The following is a 19,293-nucleotide window of genomic DNA, read 5'->3' on the forward strand; positions in this document are numbered from 1 at the left end:
GACATACCCGCAGGTATGTCCCCTTCCTGTCTTACAGAGTTTCCTGCATGAATTTGCTCACTGCCTCATATGCAGCGTCTTCATCTGCACCTTCAAATGTAAGAGTAACCTCGTCACCTTTCTTCACTGCAAGTCCCATAATTCCGAAGATTGCCTTACAATTCATAGCCTTGCCGCCCTTTGCGATCTTGATATCAGAAGAAAAAGCCTTTACTGCTTTTACAAGCTCTCCTGCTGGACGTGCGTGGATTCCTTCCGGGTCTGTTACAACATATTTAAATTCTCTCATGATTCATTCCTCCATTTTTCTTTTTATCTTTGGTCTCTATTGATTTTCTTATTATTTGATTTCTTTATATCTGATTTCACATTCTGTGTCAATCACTATTCACGATTATGTTACTGTTCATGACCTTCACAATAACACGATTATACCTGCATATCTTTTCCAGACATGAGTTACCATTCATTCCGCAGCCAATATTAGAGCCTGTTTGAACATCCATTGTCAGGCATTTTTCTTTTTCAGAACTCCCAGGAGCACTGCGGAAACAACAGTTCCCACTACCAGTGCACTCACATACTGCACTGCATTTCCCATAACCGGAACTACGAAGATTCCACCGTGAGGTGCCATCAGGGTACAGCCAAATGCCATGGACATTGCACCTGCAAGACCAGATCCCACAATACATGCCGGAAGCACATGAAGCGGGTCGGCTGCTGCAAAAGGAATGGCTCCCTCTGTGATAAAGGCAAGTCCCATAATAAAGTTGGTAGGACCAGACTCCCTTTCTTCTTTCGTAAATCTGTCTTTAAAAAGAAGTGTAGCAAGTGCGATGGCGCATGGCGGAACCATACCACCAACCATAACGGCTGCCATAATATCATAGTTACCAGCTGCAATCGCTGCAGTACCAAATACATATGCTGCCTTGTTAAACGGGCCACCCATATCGATTGCCATCATTCCGCCAAGGATCAGTCCAAGAATGATCTTACTGGAGCTTCCCATGGAGGTAAGTCCGTTATTCAGTGCTGTATTGATACCCCCCATGATGGGCTCTACAACAAACAGCATCAGAAGTCCCATGATCAGAATACCAACAACCGGATAAATCAGAACCGGCGCAATCTTCTCAAGGGCTTCCGGAAGCTTCTCACATACCTTACGAAGTCCCAGAATAATATATCCTGCTGCAAAACCAGCTACCAGAGCACCAAGAAAACCTGAAGTTCCGCTGTGTGCCATCATTCCACCCACAAAGCCAAGTGCAAGTGCCGGTCTGTCACCGATTGCCATGGCAATAAATCCCGCCAGAACCGGAAGCATAAAACCAAATGCCACATCACCGATTTGTTTGAACATAGCTGCCGCCGGAGTAATAGACCCAAAATTAGAGCGCTCGGCTACATCCAGGGCATTCATATCTACCATAAGACCATCGATCAAAAAGGCAATGGCGATCAGAATACCACCGCCAACTACAAACGGAAGCATATGGGAAACACCATTCATCAGCTGGGTGTAAATCTTGTGTCCCACACCGCCGCCGGTCTTATTCTGACTCTGTGATGAGGCTGATGCATTTCCACTGTGATAAACCGGTACGTTTCCAGACATGGCAAGCTCTACAAGCTCATCAGCTTTATTAATTCCGTCAGAAACCTGACGCTGAATCACCTTCTTGCCATCGAAACGATCCATTGGAACCTGAGCATCGGCTGCAACGATAATGCAGTCTGCATCCTGAATCTCCTGCTCTGTAAGCACATTCTTGGCTCCGCCAGAACCTCTTGTCTCAATCTTCACAAAGCAGTTCTTCGCCTTGGCAGCCTTCTCAATTCCTTCTGCTGCCATGTAAGTGTGGGCAATTCCTGTAGGGCAGGAAGTAACAGCCAGAATCTTAAACTGATCCGCTTCAGCCTCTCCCATATCGGCCAGAAGCTCATCTACGCTCTTCTTCTCCTCGTCTGCCTGATCAATGATCGCAAGAAATTCCTCTGGTGTCTTCGCTGCACGAAGGCTCTTGGTAAATTCCTCATCCATCAGCATCATGGAAAGCTTACTGAGCACGTCCAGATGAACATTATCCTCTGTATTCGGCGCAGCAATAAGAAACAGCAAGGTAACCTGCTCTCCGTCAAGAGAGTCAAAGTCAACGCCTCCCGGGATCACCATAGCGGCAAGTCCTGGTTTCTCTACTGCATCACATTTACCATGAGGAATGGCGATTCCCTCCCCGATTCCTGTGGTACTTTCTTCCTCTCTGGCATAGACCTGCTTACGGTACGCTTCCTCATCATTAATCTTGCCACTTCTGGTCATAAGGGAAACCGCTGCATCCAGAGTCTGAGACTTATCTGCTGGGGCAGCATTTAACGAAATACTTCTTATATCCAGTAAATCTGTGATCCTCATTTCTTCCTTTCCTCCTGATCCTTTCCTGTGATCTGCTGATATACAGCTTCAATCTCTTCTCTGGTAGCAAGATTCTCAGAAAACGCACTGGCACTTCCAGCTGCGATTCCCATGTGGAACGCATATTCATAATCCTGCTTCTCCATATATCCTGCCATAAATCCGGCAACCATGGAGTCTCCGGCTCCAACACCATTGATCAGCTTGCCTTTCGGTGCAGGCTCCTCATAAACGTCTCCATTCTCAGCAATAAGGACCGCGCCCTCTCCTGCCATGGAGATCAGTACATTCACAGCTCCCATCTCCTGGAGTTTCTTACCATATGGGATCACGGACTGGCGGTCTTTCAGTTCTACGCCGAAGATCTCACCAAGTTCATGGTTATTTGGCTTAATGAGAAATGGATGATAGGGAAGAACCTTCATCAAAAGATCTCTCGTCGCGTCTACTGCGATTCTTACGCCTCTGCCGTCCAGCATAGCCATGATCTTCTGGTAGGCATCATCCGGCATGGATGATGGAATACTTCCGGAAAGGAAAAGTACATCGCCTTGTCCAAGCTCTCCTAACTGCTTCATCAGCAGATCCACCTTATCAGTTCCGATCTTCGGTCCCTGTCCATTGATTTCTGTACCGTCTATACTTTTCAGTTTCAGATTGATTCTGGAAAAGCCTTCCCCTACCTGGATGAAACCATTCCTCACACCCATCTCCTCAAGACGTCTGATAATCTCATCTCCGGTAAATCCGGCTGTAAATCCAAGGGCTGTACTCTCAATTCCCAGATTCATAAGAACTGTAGAAACATTAATTCCCTTGCCTCCCGGCAAAAGCATCTCCGAACTGGTTCGATTGGTAAGACCAAGCTGGAAGTTCTCTACCGACACGATGTAATCCAGTGACGGATTAAAAGTCACAGTGTAAATCATTTCTGCCTCCTGCTTATTTTTGCTTGTTTTTGATTTGTTGTGCTTATTATACTTTCATATACAGTCAAAGTCAATCAATCTTTTTCAAAAGATTTTCACTTATGTTTTATTACAATTGCACAAATATGAATTATTTTGACTGTTTTTGATTTTTTATATGCAACGATGTGCCAGAGCATGTTCAAAAAAGCTTTCTGCAAGATGTACGTCACAATTTGTGGGAGATTTTGTCCGGATGAGGGCGTCGTAGCAGGCTACGGCAACCGAATTCGGGCGAAACATACCGCAAAGTGGGGCGTACAGATTGCGGGAATGATTTTTCAGACGCGCTCCAGTACAGTGAAAATTAAGTATCTGCCACATTGGCGCAGTATATGACAGATCAGACAGGTCAATATAGCGGTTATTTACTATTGGCTGTACGAATAGTAATATCCATAAATCACAAAAAAATGCAGATATCAGGCTGTGCCCCAACCTGAACCCTGCATTTTTCTGTATTTTATAATGATGGTCAAAATCAGTCATCAAATTCTGTTATTTTAATCAGTTCGAAGCGCTGTCACCGGATCACTTTTAGCAGCTTTTCTTGATGGGATCAGTCCGCCAAGAAGAGTCAGAACCACGCTCAGTCCAATCAGAACTACTGCTGCCACAGGAGGAAGAGCCGCCTTCACATTCACTCCGTCAGCCAGTGACCGGATAATGCTGTTCGCAGGAATGAGAAGAAGCAATGTAATTCCAATCCCCATAGCACCTGCGCAAAATCCGATAATAAACGTCTCCGCATTGAACACCTGTGACACGTTGTGCCTGGAAGCACCAATCGCTCTTAGAATACCAATTTCTTTTTTCCTCTCCAGAACACTGATATACGTGATAACACCGATCATAATGGAAGAAACCACAAGGGAAATCGCTACAAAAGCCACCAGAACATAACTGATAATATTTACAATATCCGTAACTGACGACATCAGCGTTCCCACAAGATCCGTATAAGTGATCACCTTCTCATCCTCTCCTGCCGCTTCCATATCCGCGTTATACTGATCCAGAATACCTACAATTTCTGATTTACTTTCAAAATCCTTTGGATAGATATTAATTCCGCCAGGAACATTCAGATCTGCATATCCAAGCTTTTTCAGATTTCCGTCATAAGAAGCATTTTCAGATGACAGCAGAGACATCATAAGCTCTGAGAGGTCATCCTCATTCATGTTCATCTGAATTGCTTTTGCAAAGGCCTCCGGATCTATGGAAAGCGCATCTTCCATATTTCCCATGCTGCTTCCCAATCCGCCAAGTCCGCTCATAGCCTGGCTCATTGCAGAAGTAATACTGGATGACACGCTGGCCATCACAGACTGCATTGCCTCCTGCATACCGGAACTGATATTTCCCATCATCTGCTCCATAGCAGTCTGAATTCCCTTTGTAAGCTGTTTTTCCACCTGTTCCATTATCTCTGTGAATTTTGACTCAATCCCCTTTGTGATCGCATCTGTGAAAGAAGTCATCATGGATTTCATGTAAGTTTCCATTGCCTGGGAAAACTGTGTCTGCACCTCGCTGGTATCCACAAGAGTCATAAGTCCATTCATGAGACGATTCTGCCCATCCTCTGTCTGCATATATTCCAGAAAATAGGTTCCCAGATTAGCCGGATCCGGAAGGGAATTATTTCTGGCATACTCCGGATAAGCAGCTACAACGTCCTGTAAAAGAAGATCCTGTATCTGCTTTGTGGTAATATTCACTGTCACGCTGTTTTTAACCAGATTCTCTGCTTCCTCTTTGATCTGCTGCTGGATTTCTCCCTGACTTAAAAAGGCAAGAATGCTGGCCACATCTGTCTGGGTGATACCATTTGCCTTGGCATACTCCTGATACTGGTTCATCAGCCCCACAGCCACTGCGATCAGTTTTTCCGAAGACATATCCACGTTCACGTTATTTTTCACCAGCTCCTGCAGATCCTTGCACAGACGTTCGTTCATCTCTTTTGATGTCAGATACTGCTTCAATGCTGCCTGCATTTTATCCATATCTGCTTCCGGTTTATCTTTAATGCTTTCCTGATAACCAGTAAGAACCTCTTTCAGCAAAGCAGTTACCTTCTCTTCTGTAAAATCAAACTTCACTGACTTCAGCGCCTGACTCATATCCGGAACCTGGTCTGCCGGAAGATTTTTCAGAATTTCTTCCGGATCAATCATATGGGAAAGATCCAGATCAAGGTCATCCAGCTTGATAAGCTTGGAAAGATCCGGCATACTGCTCTCATCCAGATTTATATTTCCAGCCAGAGCTGACATGTCAGGCATATCCGGCATTTCCACATTCAATCCGGAGGACAGCCCCGAAAGACTGGACAGGTCCATATTAAATCCACTGAGATCTACCTGAAAGGCCTCCTGCAGGGCATCCGCGTTAATGGAAAAAAGGGATTCCATGTCAAACTTACTGTTCTCATTGTCTTCTTTTCCAAATTCCTCTCCGGTAAAAACATTTATCTTTTCATCCGCCAGCTGCTGCTTCACAATTTCACTGGAAGCAGCCTTCTCGATCACATGTTTGGTAAGCTCCGGGGTATAACAGATTCCTGCAGTGAGCATGGAAGCAGTGGCACCTTCCACAGGCTGGACAATTCCCACAATTGTCAGATCTTCTCCGTTTTTCACCAGTTTTTTCATATAAGAGCTGTTGTCTGATTTATCCTTCCAGACCTTATATTCTTCATCATACTCATAATAATCGGTACTGTTTACCAGCTTAAATTTCTTCCCCAGGATTTCATCATAGGTGTATGGGCCCTCGTTTTCTGGCGTTTCCACTGCCTCTTCTGCCATAAATTTCTGAACCATATCATCCAGTTCCTTACCGTCCCGAAGCCCAAGAGTGTACTGGAGAAAATCACTGATATCGCCCTGTGAAGTAAGCACCAGTACACATTCTTTATAATTTTCAGGCCATCTTCCCGCTTTCACGTCATATTGATCCTTATAAAGATCAGCATCTTCCGGCATTTCATGAAAAACATCAGTGCTCATGGTAGAAGACATAATGCTGTTGGAGGAACCAGAGCCCAAACCCATAGCCGAAAAAGATTTGTCCGGATTTACCTGTCGGATATTTTTTCCATTTTCCAGAAAAATCTGGGGAGAAACAGAATACGTATACTCCACCGAATTTGCATACTGGGAAATGCTGCTTTCATTACTGTCCAGGTAAACCTTCAGAGACTCCAGATCATTGGAATTCATTTTGGAGAACATGTTAGTCACCATCTGGGCAACTCCTACTTCCCCATCCTTTTTCCCACTCTGCGCTGTGGCTGCTCCCATCATCATAGAGGTAAGATCCACTCCTGTGCTTTGTATCTGCAACGGATATTCTGAAAGTGTTTCTTCTTCCATATTTGTAATGTATTTGTCTACACCATTTGATATGGAAAGGATCAGCGCAATTCCGATAATACCGATGGAGCCTGCAAAAGAAGTAAGTAAGGTCCGGGCTTTCTTAGTCTTCAGATTCTGAAAGCTAAGGGAAAGTGCAGTAAAAAAGGACATGGAGGATTTTCCCATATTCTTGTGAACAGGAGGTGCCATGCTCTCGCTGTCTATCACAAACGGATCTGTATCAGAAAGGATCCGCCCATCTTTTACCGTCACGATTCTGGTGGCATAAAGCTGAGCAAGCTCCGGATTATGGGTGACCATTACTACCAATCGTTCCTTTGCGACCCCTTGCAAAAGATCCATAACCTGTACACTGGTATCTGAATCCAGGGCTCCTGTTGGCTCATCCGCCAAAAGAATTTCCGGGTCATTTACAAGTGCTCTGGCAATTGCCACTCGCTGCATCTGACCGCCTGACATCTGACTTGGCTTTTTGTGGATCTGGGCACCAAGGCCTACTTTTTCCAGAGCTTCTTTTGCACGGCGTCTCCGCTCACTTTTTGATACACCGGAAATGGTAAGGGCAAGCTCCACGTTTGCAAGAACTGTCTGGTGTGGGATCAGATTATAACTCTGAAACACAAATCCTATGGTATGATTTCGATAAGAGTCCCAGTCCCTGTCTTTATATTTTTTCGTAGAAATCCCATTGATGATCAGATCGCCTCTATCGTACCGGTCAAGACCACCAATAATATTCAGAAGAGTGGTTTTTCCCGAACCGCTGGGACCAAGAATTGCCACAAATTCATTGTCCCGAAGACTAAGGCTCACTCCGTCCAGGGCACGCTGTACCAAATTTCCTGTTCTGTATTCTTTGTGTATGTCTTTGATCTGAAGCACTTACTACTTCCTTTCTGTCGCATAATAAATGTTTATAACCATTCACCAATTCAGGCAAAATATACCGCAAAGTGGGGCGCCGAAGATTTCGATTTTTATGTGAGTCAGATTCACATAAAATACCTTGCGGAATAATATTTGCTGAATAGTTCAAATATTTTTTATTATAATCTTAAATTGTGAACATATTGTGTTTTTAAAATAAAACCATTCTCTTGAAATCCAACTATTTCTATCGTATAATAAGAAGATACATTACCGCTTTAGAGAGATGATGCATGCAGATTGCGGCTATCGCAGTCTGATATAACTTACTTCAGAAAGGATGAAAAACATGAAGGTTTTACTCTTAAATGGCAGCCCGCGCAAGGAAGGCTGTACGTTCACCGCACTTAGTGAAGTGGCAAAAACACTGAATCATAATGGAATTGATACTGAGATTTTCCAAGCTGGAAATCCGGATACAGATAATGTAAAAGCCGCCGCGGCGAAATTAAAAGAAGCAGATGCGCTTATAGTTGGTTCTCCGGTATACTGGGCTTCCCCATCCGGACAGATCATTGAATTTATGGATAAGCTTTGCTCCATGGCAGGCAAAGACATGCTCCACAAACCAGCTGCAGCAGTTGCTTCTGCAAGAAGAGCCGGCACCACAGCTACTTTAGACGTTCTTCAGAAATATTTCAGCTATCATGAAATGCCTGTTGTATCTGCTAACTACTGGAACATGGTTCACGGAAATACTCCTGCAGAAGTTGCGCAGGATGAAGAAGGACTTCAGATCATGCGCTCACTTGGAAACAATATGGCATGGCTTCTGAAATCCCTGGAAGCAGGGAAAGCGGCAGGTATTGCAGTTCCTCAGGCGGAAGATAAGATCAAGACAAATTTTATCCGCTAAATATGGTGCAGTAGTTGTCATATCTTCACATAAATGAAGCTCCAGAGCATATCTAAAAAAGGCTTTTTGCAAGATGTGCGTCACAATTTGTGGGAGTTTTTGCCCGGATAAGGGCGCCGTAGCAGGCTACAGCAACTGAATTCGGGCAAAATTTCCCACAAAGCGGGCGTGCAGATTGCAAGAATGATTTTTCAAACAGGCTCTGGCTGCACCAGTTTAATAATGTGTGTGACATGGAAGCAGTTCCGTTCACATACATCCAAAAAACTTCCAGAGAGGTATTTTATGCTGCAAATAATCGAAACCATCAACACCGCTGTAAATAATTTTATCTGGGGCGTTCCTGCAATGGTCTGTATTTTCGGAGTTGGTCTTTATCTTAGTATCCGCACCAATTTTCTTCAGATCCGCAAATTCCCCTACGCAATCAAAACAACCCTTGGACGTATTTTCCGCAAACGCGACGCATCTGACGGTGCTATCACGCCTTTCCAGGCAGTGTGTACAGCACTTGCAGCCACGGTCGGTACTGGCAATATTGCCGGTGTAGCAGGCGCTATCGCAATCGGCGGTCCCGGAGCCATATTCTGGATGTGGGTTTCTGCACTGTTTGGCATGTGTACCAAATATGCTGAGGTTACTCTGGCGGTACACTACCGCGAGATCAATGCCAACGGTGAACTGGTAGGCGGTCCCATGTATTACATCAAGAACGGTCTTAGCAAAAAATGGCACTGGCTGGCTTATCTGTTCGCAGCATTCGGCGTGCTCACTGTATTTGGTACCGGTAACGCTACACAGGTCAATACTATCACCACTGCCATCAATTCTGCATTGCTGAATTATAACGTGATCAGCGAAAGCGCCGTTTCTACTTCCAACCTAATCATCGGAATCATAATTGCCATTCTGATCGCCATGATCCTTCTTGGCGGAATCAAACGAATTGGCCATGTCACCGAAAAGCTGGTCCCATTTATGGCTCTGCTTTACATTCTTCTCGGACTGGGAGTTATCCTTCTGAACATTCAGAATGTACCAGCTGTATTCGTTTCTATTTTCAGAGGGGCATTTCAGCCCAGAGCTGTAACAGGCGGCATTGTTTTAAGTATGTTCACAAGTTTAAAAAAAGGTGTTTCCCGTGGTATCTTCTCTAACGAGGCTGGTCTTGGTACCGGATCCATTGCCCATGCGTGTGCAGATACCAAAAAGCCTGTAAAACAGGGTATGTTCGGTATTTTCGAAGTCTTTACAGATACCATCGTGATCTGTACACTGACTGCACTGGTTATCCTTTGCAGCGGCGTTGCTGTTGATTATGGAAAAGCAGCTGGCGCAGAGCTTACGATCCTTGGATTTACTTCTACATATGGAAGCTGGGTATCCATTTTTACAGCAGTTGCCATGTGCTGCTTCGCTTTTTCCACAGCAGTCGGATGGGGACTTTACGGTGCCCGCTGCATCGAGTTCCTGTTCTCTGAAAAAGTGATCAAACCTTTTATGGTTATTTATTCCCTGGTTGCCATCCTTGGCGCAACTGCCAACCTTGGACTGATGTGGAGCATTGCCGAGACATTTAACGGTCTTATGGCAATTCCCAACCTGATTGCTTTGTTCCTGCTTTCCGGTACAGTTGTGAAGCTGACAAAAGAATATTTTGCCGGTGAGGGCAAAACAAAATAAATATAAAAAGGGACATCGCATGAACCGTTTTCGCTCATGTGATGTCCCTTTCAGATTATTGATCAATCCTTATTCTCTTCCTCGGCAGCTGCATCTGTAGTTGTATCAGCATCTTCGCTTTTCTCTTCCTCACCGATCTCAACTGCATTTTTTTCTTCCTCAGTCTGCTCCTGCACATCCGTAACGCTTACCTTATGGTCATACCATTTGCCCTTTTTACCAATGATTGCCAGGTCAAATTCTTCATCAAGCTTCTCTACTGGAACATTGAATCCATAAACCTCCTCTGTCATGCCATCGCTGTAAGTTACCTTATCAATAGTAGGCTGAATCAGTTCGGCACCGTCTTTCTGTGCATCCTCTGCTGTTCCAAGGAAAACATTCTCAATATTCTTGGAAACGAGAGTAATATGAACGGTCATTTTACCATCCTTTACAGTGAGGGTAGCTCTTCCGTTGCAAGCCTCATTTACATGGAACATACTGCTGTCTGTGTCAAACTCTACACCATAAACACCGTCTTCAAGTTCGCTGTCTGCGGCATTCTCTGCACCATCTGTGGTTTCCTCTGCCTCAGCCTCTGTGGCTTCTGCAAATGCCGGGAATGCAGTTCCTGCTGTCATAGCGGAAATACTTACAGCTGTTAATAAAATGACTAATGAACGTTTCATAATAACTCTCCTTGCTTTTTCTTTATTTACGGTACACTTGTGTGTGCCGTATTTGTTTTATTACTCAAACAGCTGCCCCACAGTGTAGGAGCAGCTGCTTTTGTTCTGTTGCAATAACAATTTATACCAGGATAATTATTTCGCGATGGAATCAATAGCTGCCTGAGTATGAGCTACATAAAGCTGCTCAACAGCGTCAATTCTTCCAAGACCTTCGATCTGGCAGTCAATCTCATCGAAATCTCCAGAAGCCTCGAACATGCTCTTCCAGGAGTCATCATCATCACCAGCCATATCATTGTTTGCATGGTCACCAGCAACAACCATAAGCGGACGAAGGATTACTTTCTTGAATCCGGCATCTTTTACTTTATTGATAACTTCATCACAAGCTGTATCCTCTGGCTCACCTTCTACAGTACCGATGAATGCGTTTGTGAATTCAAGTTTCTCCATCTGGGTCTGCATCTGATCATATGTAACGTTTGCTGTATGGGAAGTACCATGTCCCATGAATACAAATGCGGTTCCATCTTCTGCAGCTGCTTCCATGCTGTCATATCCAGCTTCTTTTACAGCTTCATCTGTGATTGCCTGAGCAACAGCAGCTTTGTCATCGTTGATAACGGTAGCGTCATCGCCAACCTCACCAAGCATTGGTTCAGCGATTGCTACAGATTCAAATTTATCTTTGTAAGCATCAATAGCTTCTACCATCTCATCGTACTCAGCACCATGCATAAGATGTGTAGGCTGAACTACAAGATTCTTAACACCGTTTGCTACTGCACGGTCAAGTGCCTGCTGCATGTTATCAATCTTCTCATCATCTCTTGCCTGTACATGGTTGATAATGATCTGAGCGGTAAATGCTCTTCTTACAGACCAATCCGGGAATGCTTCTGCAAGAGCATCCTCGATTCCTTTGATATCCTCTGCACGGCTGTCGTTAAAGGAAGTACCAAAGCTTACTACAAGAAGCTCATTCTCACCGATCTCGTCCTGATTACGCGGATCATCCTTGGAAGCATCACCTGTGTCACGTCCGAAATACTCTGGACTTGCCTCTTCTCCCTCTACAAGCTCTTTCTGAGCATCTGTAAGGGCATCCCATGCTTCTTTAGCTTCCTTGCACTGCTCATCTGTATCATCTGTTCTCTCCTGAACATAAATAGCATCGATAAGTGCTGCTACTTTATCAGCCGCTTCCTTATCTGCATCTGCAGTGTCATCAGCTGCTTCTGCATCGTCTGTTGTCTCAGCATCATCAGCTGCTTCAGCATCGTCAGCTGCCTCAGCATCATCAGCTGTCTCAGCATCGTCTGTTGTCTCCTCTGCTGCTTCCTCTGTCTCTGCAAATGCAACAGTTGCTGTTGCTGCTGTCATGCTTGCTGCCATAGAAGCTGCAAGAAGGATTGCTAATAAAGATTTTCTTTTCATTTCTTTTTCCTCTTTTTTTTGTATTTCCGGATAGAATCACGTATAAAGAATCCCATGGGAAATCTATCACCAATCTCCCATTGCATAAAAACAGCCGCATTTTCTGCGACTGCACACATTCTCATATACACACTTTTCTTCCAAAAAACATTCAGGAAATATTCATGTATCGTTATGAGAATACAGGTTCTGTGTACCGCAGACCTAAGATTCCACGCCAAGGCAGTTCTCCTGACTTCGGTCAACACTGCTCCCCCTTCCCGGTTTCCCAGTGGGCTCTGAAGCAGTTCCCTTACACAGTGACGGCATCGTTCCGGACTCTCACCGGATTCTCTTTTGCGCATCATGTTCATGATGCAACCTTCGCGCTATAACCATTATACATATTCGACTCGGATATTTAATATGTACCATATTATTATATATTTTTTATGAACTTTTTATGTATTTTTTATGAACTAGAGTATGTTTGAAAAAGGCTTTCTGCAAGATGTGCGTCACAATTTGTGGGAGATTTTGTCCTGATGAGGGCGCCGTAGCGGGCTACGGCAACTGAATTCGGGCAAAATATACCGCAAAGTGGGGCGTGCAGATTGCGGGAATAATTTTTCAAACAGATTACTATTCACTCCGTTCATAGCAACACGCTTCGCGATACACAGGAATCATGCTTTCGCATGGTTTCGCGCCGCAATTCTCAGGTTTTCTGTGAATTACTTATTGACAAATACCCCGCCAGGGTATATATTGGTTTCATCAAATACATACCCCTAAGGGGTATATAAGGAAAGGAGTCCGCCTATGACAGCTGATTATAAATCCGAATCCTGCTGCAGCCACACCGCAGCCGATCCTGCAACTCTTTCCAGCCAGGAACCTACCAAGAAGGTCTGTTCCTGCTGTTGTACCAAGCACACCGATCGTTCCGAAGCAGAGCGCAGGAAGCTGGTAAACCGTCTGAAACGTATTGAAGGCCAGATAAGGGGGATTATAGGAATGCTGGAGAATGACGCTTACTGCAACGATATTCTTATTCAGTCAGCAGCTGTAAATGCCGCTGTGAATGCATTTAATAAGGAACTTCTCGCCAATCATATCCGAACCTGTGTGGCAAGAGATATCCGTGATGGTAAAGACGAAACCATTGATGAGCTGGTTGCAACTTTGCAGAAGCTAATGAAGTGAGATACCAGCGCATTCCGAATGTGTACCTGCCTGCGGAGGTACGAATGCGCAGAGCAGTCCGTTGGTATCGAAACACTGTATTCGAAGGAGGAATTTATTATGGAACAATACAACGTCACCGGCATGAGCTGTGCAGCCTGCAGCGCCCGTGTGGAAAAAGCGGTAAACAAGGTTCCGGGAGTTACTTCCTGCTCCGTAAGCCTGCTTACCAATTCCATGGGAGTGGAAGGAACTGCCTCAGCCTCTGCCATTGTCTCAGCTGTAGAAGAAGCCGGATACGGCTGCAGCCTGAAGGGTGCTTCCGGTCAGACGGAATCCGTTTCCGATGCTGAGAAAGCCTTGGAAGATCACGAAACGCCACTCCTCAGGAAACGGCTTATTGCCTCAGTAGGTTTTCTTCTGGTGCTGATGTACTTTTCCATGGGACACATGATGTGGGGATGGCCGCTGCCAGCCTGGTTTGATGGCAACCATATCGCCATGGGACTTGTACAGCTGCTTCTTGCAGGAATCGTCATGGTCATCAATCAGAAATTTTTCATCAGTGGCTTCAGGAGTCTGTGGCACCGCTCTCCAAACATGGATACCCTGGTAGCTCTCGGCTCCATGGCCTCCTTTGTATGGAGTGTCTACGCCCTGTTCGCCATGACCAGAGCCCAGGTTGACGGCAATTCCGAACTTGTCATGCACTACATGATGGAATTCTATTTCGAATCTGCCGCTATGATCCTGACCCTGATCACCGTTGGAAAAATGCTGGAAGCCCGTTCCAAGGGCAAGACCACGGATGCCTTAAAAGGTCTTATGAAGCTTGCTCCCAAGACTGCCGTTGTCATCCGAAACGGCCAGGAAGCCACCGTTCCCATTGACCAGGTTGTAAAAGGTGACACCTTTGTTGTTCGCCCTGGTGAAAACATCCCGGTGGATGGTGTGATTATCGAAGGCTCCAGTGCAGTCAACGAATCTGCCCTTACAGGTGAGAGTATCCCTGTTGACAAAGCTGCCGGAGATCTTGTCTCCGCAGCCACAGTCAACCAGTCTGGTTTCATCAAATGTGAAGCTACCCGCGTTGGCGAAGACACCACCCTCTCCCAGATCATCAAAATGGTCAGTGATGCTGCAGCCACCAAAGCTCCTATTGCAAAAATCGCAGACCGTGTTTCCAGTGTTTTCGTACCTGCTGTTATCACCATTGCAATTATAACAACTATTGTCTGGCTGCTTACCGGTCATGAGGCTGGCTACGCCCTGGCAAGAGGAATTTCCGTTCTGGTCATCAGCTGCCCATGCGCCCTTGGTCTTGCCACTCCGGTTGCCATTATGGTTGGAAACGGAATGGGTGCCAAAAACGGTATCCTTTTCAAAACAGCCGTCTCCCTTGAGGAAGCCGGAAAGGTTCAGATCGTAGCCCTTGACAAAACCGGAACCATCACAAACGGTCAGCCGGAGGTTACTGACATTCTCCCTGCAGACGACGTATCTGAGAACGATCTTCTCACCCTTGCCTACGCCCTTGAAAAAAAGAGCGAGCACCCTCTTGCGAAAGCCATTCTGGAAAAAGCTGCAAGCCTTGGTCTTACAGCCCAGGAAGTCACAGAATTCCAGGCTCTTCCCGGCAATGGACTCTCTGCGAAGCTTGGCGCTTCCACGCTTATCGGCGGAAGCATGAAATACATCAACACTCTGGCAGCTGTCTCTCCGTCTCTTATGAACCAGGCCGAGAAGCTTGCCGAAGCAGGAAAAACTCCTCTTCTTTTCGCAAAAGATGGAAAACTTCTTGGAATCATTGCAGTTGCTGATGTAATCAAACCGGACAGTGCACAGGCGGTCAAAGAGCTTCAGAATATGGGTATCCACGTAGTTATGCTTACCGGAGACAACAAGCGCACGGCCAGAGCCATCGGCGCACAGGCAGGTGTTGACCAGGTTATTGCAGGCGTCCTTCCAGATGGAAAAGAGAGCGTCATCCGCTCCCTGAAGGAAAAAGGCAAGGTTGCCATGGTTGGCGACGGAATCAACGACGCACCAGCCCTTACCAGAGCAGATATTGGTATTGCCATCGGTGCCGGAACGGATATAGCCATCGACGCAGCAGATATTGTCCTTATGAAAAGCCAGCTTTCCGACGTGCCAGCTGCTATCCGTATGAGCCGCGCTACTCTTCGCAACATCCACGAGAATCTCTTCTGGGCGTTCTTCTACAATGTAATTGGTATTCCGCTGGCTGCCGGCGTATGGATTCCAATTTTCGGATGGACCTTGAACCCGATGTTCGGCGCTGCTGCCATGAGCCTTTCCAGCTTCTGTGTAGTTACCAACGCGTTGAGGCTAAACCTGTTTAAAATTCATGACGCAGTTAAAGATAAAAAAGTCAAGAATCCGGTTTCCATAGAATCCAATTCTGGAAATATTGCTGATTTCTCTGAAGCATTATCTGCTGTTTTCTCAAAATCATTCAATGCAGATAAAACTTCAGATGCAGAACAAACGATTAATAACAGCTGCAAGCTTTTGAACGAATGCAGCGATATTAATAACAATACTAACAAAAAGGAGAATAATACCATGGTAAAAGTGACAGTTAATGTAACAGGAATGATGTGCGGACATTGCGAAGCACACGTAAACAAAGCAATCCAGGAAGCATTTGGGGTACAGGATGTTGTATCCTCCCATGATGCCGGAACTACTATTTTCTCAGCACCAGAGAAAGTGGACGAGGACAAAATCCGCCAGGTAATCAAAGACGCTGGCTATGAAGTAACCGGAATTACACAGGAGTAATCCATCCCTCACATTCAACTTGACCAATGCAGAAACCTATTGCAAAGGTCCGTTCAAACAGCCGACAGAAACATTTTTCAGCTTCTGTCGGCTGTTTTTTTACTTCTATCCCCTCTTTTTCACCAGCTTTTATGTTCTTTTTTTCATATCAGCCCCATTCTTTCTTATATTAATGTTAATTTTTCAAGAATCTTCATCCTTGCATTGAAATTCTATAAATTTTTCAGTATAATGATTTCGATACGGGTCTCACAGTGAGACTCCTTTGAGAGCATAATCCGTTGCTGAACAAGCTTTGAACAGCAACTATAGTCTCAACCATTTAAAGGAGGAATTATATTATGGCAACATGGAAAAATCTTGACACACTTGATTCTTTTGGCAAACTGAAAGAGCTTAAGAATCACGTAGACATTGCGGCAGCTCTGTCTGGTGAAGAAGGTGGCAAGCGTGTAGCTGATTATAGTACACCAATGGCAGCTGGTCTTTCTTACAACTATGCAGCCAAAGAAGTAGACGAAACCGTTTTATCCGCACTTGCGAAACTGGCTGACGAGGCACAGCTGATCGACAAATTTCAGGAATTATATAATGGTGCAGTGATCAACACCGGAGAGAAACGTATGGTTCTTCATCACCTTGCACGTAAGCAGCTTGGTAACCCGGTTGTTGTAGATGGTGTAGACAAACGTGAATTCTACGTTGCCCAGCAGAAAAAAGCTGCTGATTTTGCAAATAAGGTTCATGCTGGTGAGATCACCAACGAAGCTGGTGAGAAATTCACCACAGTCGTTCAGATTGGTATCGGCGGAAGTGACCTTGGTCCCCGTGCTCTTTACATCGCACTGGAGAACTGGGCGAAGGCCAATAACACATTCAAGATGGAAGCGAAGTTCATCAGCAACGTTGACCCGGATGATGCAGCTGCAGTACTTGCTTCTGTAGACCTTGCACACTCCTTATTCATCGTTGTATCCAAATCCGGTACAACCCTTGAGACACTGACCAACGAAGCATTTGTAAAGGATGCCCTGACAAAAGCAGGTCTGAATCCTTCCAAACACATGCTTGCCGTTACAAGTGAGACTTCCCCTCTTGCAAAGAGTGAAGATTATCTTACCGCCATCTTCATGGATGACTACATCGGAGGCCGTTACTCTTCTGTTTCCGGCGTAGGCGGAGCAATCCTTTCCCTGGCATTCGGACCGGAAGTATTTGCTCAGCTCCTTGAAGGTGCTGCAGCTGAGGATCAGCTTGCAACAAACCGTGACCTTATGAAGAACCCAGATATGCTGGATGCCCTTATCGGTATCTATGAGAGAAATGTGCAGGGATATCCTTCCACAGCTGTTCTTCCATATTCACAGGCATTAAGCCGCTTCCCGGCACACCTTCAGCAGTGTGACATGGAGTCCAATGGTAAAACCGTAAACCGTTTCGGCGAGCCGGTTAACTACGTAACAGGTCCGGTTATCTTCGGAGAGCCAGGAACCAACGGTCAGCATTCCTTCTATCAGTTATTGCATCAGGGCTCTGACATTGTCCCGCTTCAGTTCATCGGCTTTAAGAACAGCCAGCTTGGCGTAGATGTTGACATTGAGAACAGCACCAGCCAGCAGAAGCTCTGCGCTAACGTGGCAGCTCAGATTGTTGCATTTGCCTGCGGTAAAGAGGATGAGAACCTGAACAAGAACTTCAAGGGTAAACGTCCGTCCAGCATTATCATCGGTCAGCAGCTTACCCCTGCTTCCCTTGGTGCATTGCTTGCTCACTTTGAGAACAAGATCATGTTCCAGGGCTTCGTATGGAATCTGAACAGCTTCGACCAGGAAGGCGTTCAGCTTGGTAAAGTTCTTGCGAAACGTGTACTTGCACACAATACAGACGGTGCTCTTAAGGTATTCAGCGATCTTCTGAACATCTGATCTTTCAAACAGGCTCTAAAGCATATTTGAAAAATTTACGGCAGCCCGGGAATTTCCGGGCTGCCGTTTTTTTATGCTACATACTATAAAAACAGACCGCAGAAATCCTGTATTTTCATAATCCTCTGCGATCTGATTTCCATATTGACTTGTCTTGCAAAAAACCTTTTTCAAACCATTAATAAACTGACACTCAGGCAACCTGCACGCCCCAGATTTTCTTTGTTTCCAGGCCTCTGCCAGGCTTTCCTGTTACACAGATACTCTTATTTCTCCAGTTTCCAACACCATTATCCGAGAAACAGATTCCAGCACCATCTGCAGTCTTTTTCACCTGAATCTTCATTTCCAGATTCCGTACCTTGCCATACATCAAACTGGTCTTTACAAGCTCATCCAGATCTTTTTCCAGCTGTGCTTTATCCATATACACGCTAATCTTTTCCTCCGCCAGCTCTGCTTCCAGCCATTCCTGACCTGGTGTAAAGTATTTCTGTCTTGCCTTTACAAATTCATCTATAAAACTGTTAAGCTCCACTTTCTCATTTCTCTGTAATATCTTTCTCATAAAAGAAGCCTCCTTGCCTTAAAAAGCGTTACTGTTCGATTACTTCGCAGCAACTCAAAAATATCATTCTTTTTTCCTTTTCTGAAAGATATTATAGCTGTCTATGTTAAATTCTGTGTATTGCCAATGTTAAACATATTTAAAATAATTATACCTATTGTAAAGAGCAATATTAAAGTATCTTTTTTATAAAAAATCCCGCAATCCGTTATCATCAATACGGACTGCGGGATTTTCCACTAAAAGGCTGCGAGCCAGGGACTTTGGGAATGCGCTTTAAATTTTCCAGTACCCCGTACCACAAACAGCGCATTCAACCAGAGAACCGTCTTCTCTACTGAAAATTGTTTTCGCTTCTGTACTCCCACATTGTGGACAGCAGTTTCGCGCATTCTCCTCGCATCCTCCACCGGACACATTGTCCAACTCATCATCTGAAAGCTCTCTTTTTGTTATTTCGTCTTCCATCAAAAATATC

15 protein-coding genes, 2 pseudogenes and 1 riboswitch are annotated in these 19,293 nt (G+C 45.1%); of the genes and pseudogenes, 6 read left to right on the plus strand and 11 right to left on the minus strand.

All coding sequences use genetic code 11. From position 1 onward, the window contains the following. Positions 1-31: 31 nt before the first annotated feature. The 5 genes from AB5706_RS06820 to AB5706_RS06845 form a co-directional block, all read right to left on the minus strand. On the minus strand, positions 32-289 hold the full coding sequence (locus AB5706_RS06820) for an HPr family phosphocarrier protein (protein WP_118579528.1): 258 nt from the start codon (positions 287-289) through the stop codon (positions 32-34). 219 nt (positions 290-508) lie between these two features. Next, positions 509-2,422 carry a PTS fructose transporter subunit IIABC gene (locus AB5706_RS06825; protein ID WP_173772039.1) on the minus strand — a complete coding sequence of 638 codons (1,914 nt, stop codon included), beginning with the start codon at positions 2,420-2,422 and terminating at the stop codon, positions 509-511. Next, positions 2,419-3,351 (minus strand): 1-phosphofructokinase, encoded by a 933-nt coding sequence (gene pfkB, locus AB5706_RS06830; RefSeq protein WP_148461884.1) that lies wholly within the window; start codon positions 3,349-3,351, stop codon positions 2,419-2,421. The genes AB5706_RS06825 and pfkB overlap by 4 nt, the downstream gene beginning before the upstream one ends. Before the next feature lie 153 nt (positions 3,352-3,504). Next, positions 3,505-3,879, minus strand: a complete 375-nt coding sequence (locus AB5706_RS23070; RefSeq protein ID WP_472515475.1) for a DUF6783 domain-containing protein — start codon at positions 3,877-3,879, stop codon at positions 3,505-3,507. A 14-nt stretch (positions 3,880-3,893) separates the two neighbouring features. Further along, positions 3,894-7,658: an ABC transporter ATP-binding protein/permease gene (locus tag AB5706_RS06845; RefSeq protein WP_173772041.1), complete on the minus strand. Its 3,765-nt coding sequence runs from the start codon at positions 7,656-7,658 to the stop codon at positions 3,894-3,896. 334 nt (positions 7,659-7,992) lie between these two features. On the opposite strand from AB5706_RS06845, the gene AB5706_RS06850 reads away from it, so the two are divergent. Then, positions 7,993-8,559, plus strand: coding sequence for a flavodoxin family protein (locus tag AB5706_RS06850; protein WP_118579516.1), 567 nt, complete (start codon positions 7,993-7,995; stop codon positions 8,557-8,559). A gap of 52 nt (positions 8,560-8,611) precedes the next feature. Here the strand turns inward: AB5706_RS06850 and AB5706_RS06860 are convergent, their stop codons facing one another. After that, the gene (locus tag AB5706_RS06860; protein WP_442973271.1) at positions 8,612-8,818 is read right to left on the minus strand and encodes a DUF6783 domain-containing protein; all 207 of its coding nucleotides are present in this window, start codon (positions 8,816-8,818) and stop codon (positions 8,612-8,614) included. A 26-nt stretch (positions 8,819-8,844) separates the two neighbouring features. Here AB5706_RS06860 and AB5706_RS06865 point away from each other — a divergent pair, with 26 nt between their 5' ends. Beyond that, complete coding sequence (locus AB5706_RS06865) at positions 8,845-10,242, plus strand: alanine/glycine:cation symporter family protein (protein WP_118579513.1); 1,398 nt, start codon at positions 8,845-8,847, stop codon at positions 10,240-10,242. A gap of 62 nt (positions 10,243-10,304) precedes the next feature. Here AB5706_RS06865 and AB5706_RS06870 read toward each other — a convergent pair whose 3' ends face one another. The 3 genes and pseudogenes from AB5706_RS06870 to AB5706_RS06880 all read right to left on the minus strand — a co-directional run. After that, the gene (locus tag AB5706_RS06870) at positions 10,305-10,913 is read right to left on the minus strand and encodes a hypothetical protein (protein WP_226838095.1); all 609 of its coding nucleotides are present in this window, start codon (positions 10,911-10,913) and stop codon (positions 10,305-10,307) included. A gap of 135 nt (positions 10,914-11,048) precedes the next feature. Further along, positions 11,049-12,353 carry a sirohydrochlorin cobaltochelatase gene (locus AB5706_RS06875; RefSeq protein ID WP_173715925.1) on the minus strand — a complete coding sequence of 435 codons (1,305 nt, stop codon included), beginning with the start codon at positions 12,351-12,353 and terminating at the stop codon, positions 11,049-11,051. Positions 12,354-12,557: 204 nt separating this feature from the next. Next, positions 12,558-12,733: riboswitch (cobalamin riboswitch) on the minus strand. A 71-nt stretch (positions 12,734-12,804) separates the two neighbouring features. Continuing rightward, positions 12,805-12,906: pseudogene (locus AB5706_RS06880) on the minus strand (DUF6783 domain-containing protein); the annotation flags it as partial. Between AB5706_RS06880 and AB5706_RS06885 the strand changes: the two are divergent. The 4 genes and pseudogenes from AB5706_RS06885 to AB5706_RS06900 form a co-directional block, all read left to right on the plus strand. After that, positions 12,883-12,993, plus strand: a pseudogene (locus AB5706_RS06885) (DUF6783 domain-containing protein); the annotation flags it as partial. The pseudogenes AB5706_RS06880 and AB5706_RS06885 overlap by 24 nt on opposite strands. 161 nt (positions 12,994-13,154) lie before the next feature. Then, the gene (locus tag AB5706_RS06890; RefSeq protein ID WP_118579507.1) at positions 13,155-13,538 is read left to right on the plus strand and encodes a metal-sensing transcriptional repressor; all 384 of its coding nucleotides are present in this window, start codon (positions 13,155-13,157) and stop codon (positions 13,536-13,538) included. Between the two features lie 99 nt (positions 13,539-13,637). After that, positions 13,638-16,322 (plus strand): heavy metal translocating P-type ATPase, encoded by a 2,685-nt coding sequence (locus AB5706_RS06895; RefSeq protein ID WP_173772043.1) that lies wholly within the window; start codon positions 13,638-13,640, stop codon positions 16,320-16,322. A 341-nt stretch (positions 16,323-16,663) separates the two neighbouring features. Then, positions 16,664-18,247 (plus strand): glucose-6-phosphate isomerase, encoded by a 1,584-nt coding sequence (locus AB5706_RS06900; RefSeq protein ID WP_173772044.1) that lies wholly within the window; start codon positions 16,664-16,666, stop codon positions 18,245-18,247. Positions 18,248-18,440: 193 nt separating this feature from the next. Here the strand turns inward: AB5706_RS06900 and AB5706_RS06905 are convergent, their stop codons facing one another. Both AB5706_RS06905 and AB5706_RS06910 read right to left on the minus strand, forming a co-directional pair. Beyond that, positions 18,441-18,815 carry a hypothetical protein gene (locus tag AB5706_RS06905; RefSeq protein WP_148461890.1) on the minus strand — a complete coding sequence of 125 codons (375 nt, stop codon included), beginning with the start codon at positions 18,813-18,815 and terminating at the stop codon, positions 18,441-18,443. Positions 18,816-19,091: 276 nt separating this feature from the next. After that, positions 19,092-19,283, minus strand: a complete 192-nt coding sequence (locus AB5706_RS06910; RefSeq protein ID WP_118579498.1) for a bacteriocin — start codon at positions 19,281-19,283, stop codon at positions 19,092-19,094. Positions 19,284-19,293: the final 10 nt, after the last annotated feature.

It is taken from the genome of Ruminococcus sp. RTP21484sp1_RTP21277st1_D2_RTP21277_210401 (assembly GCF_040924225.1).
GTDB lineage: Bacteria > Bacillota > Clostridia > Lachnospirales > Lachnospiraceae > Blautia_A > Blautia_A faecis.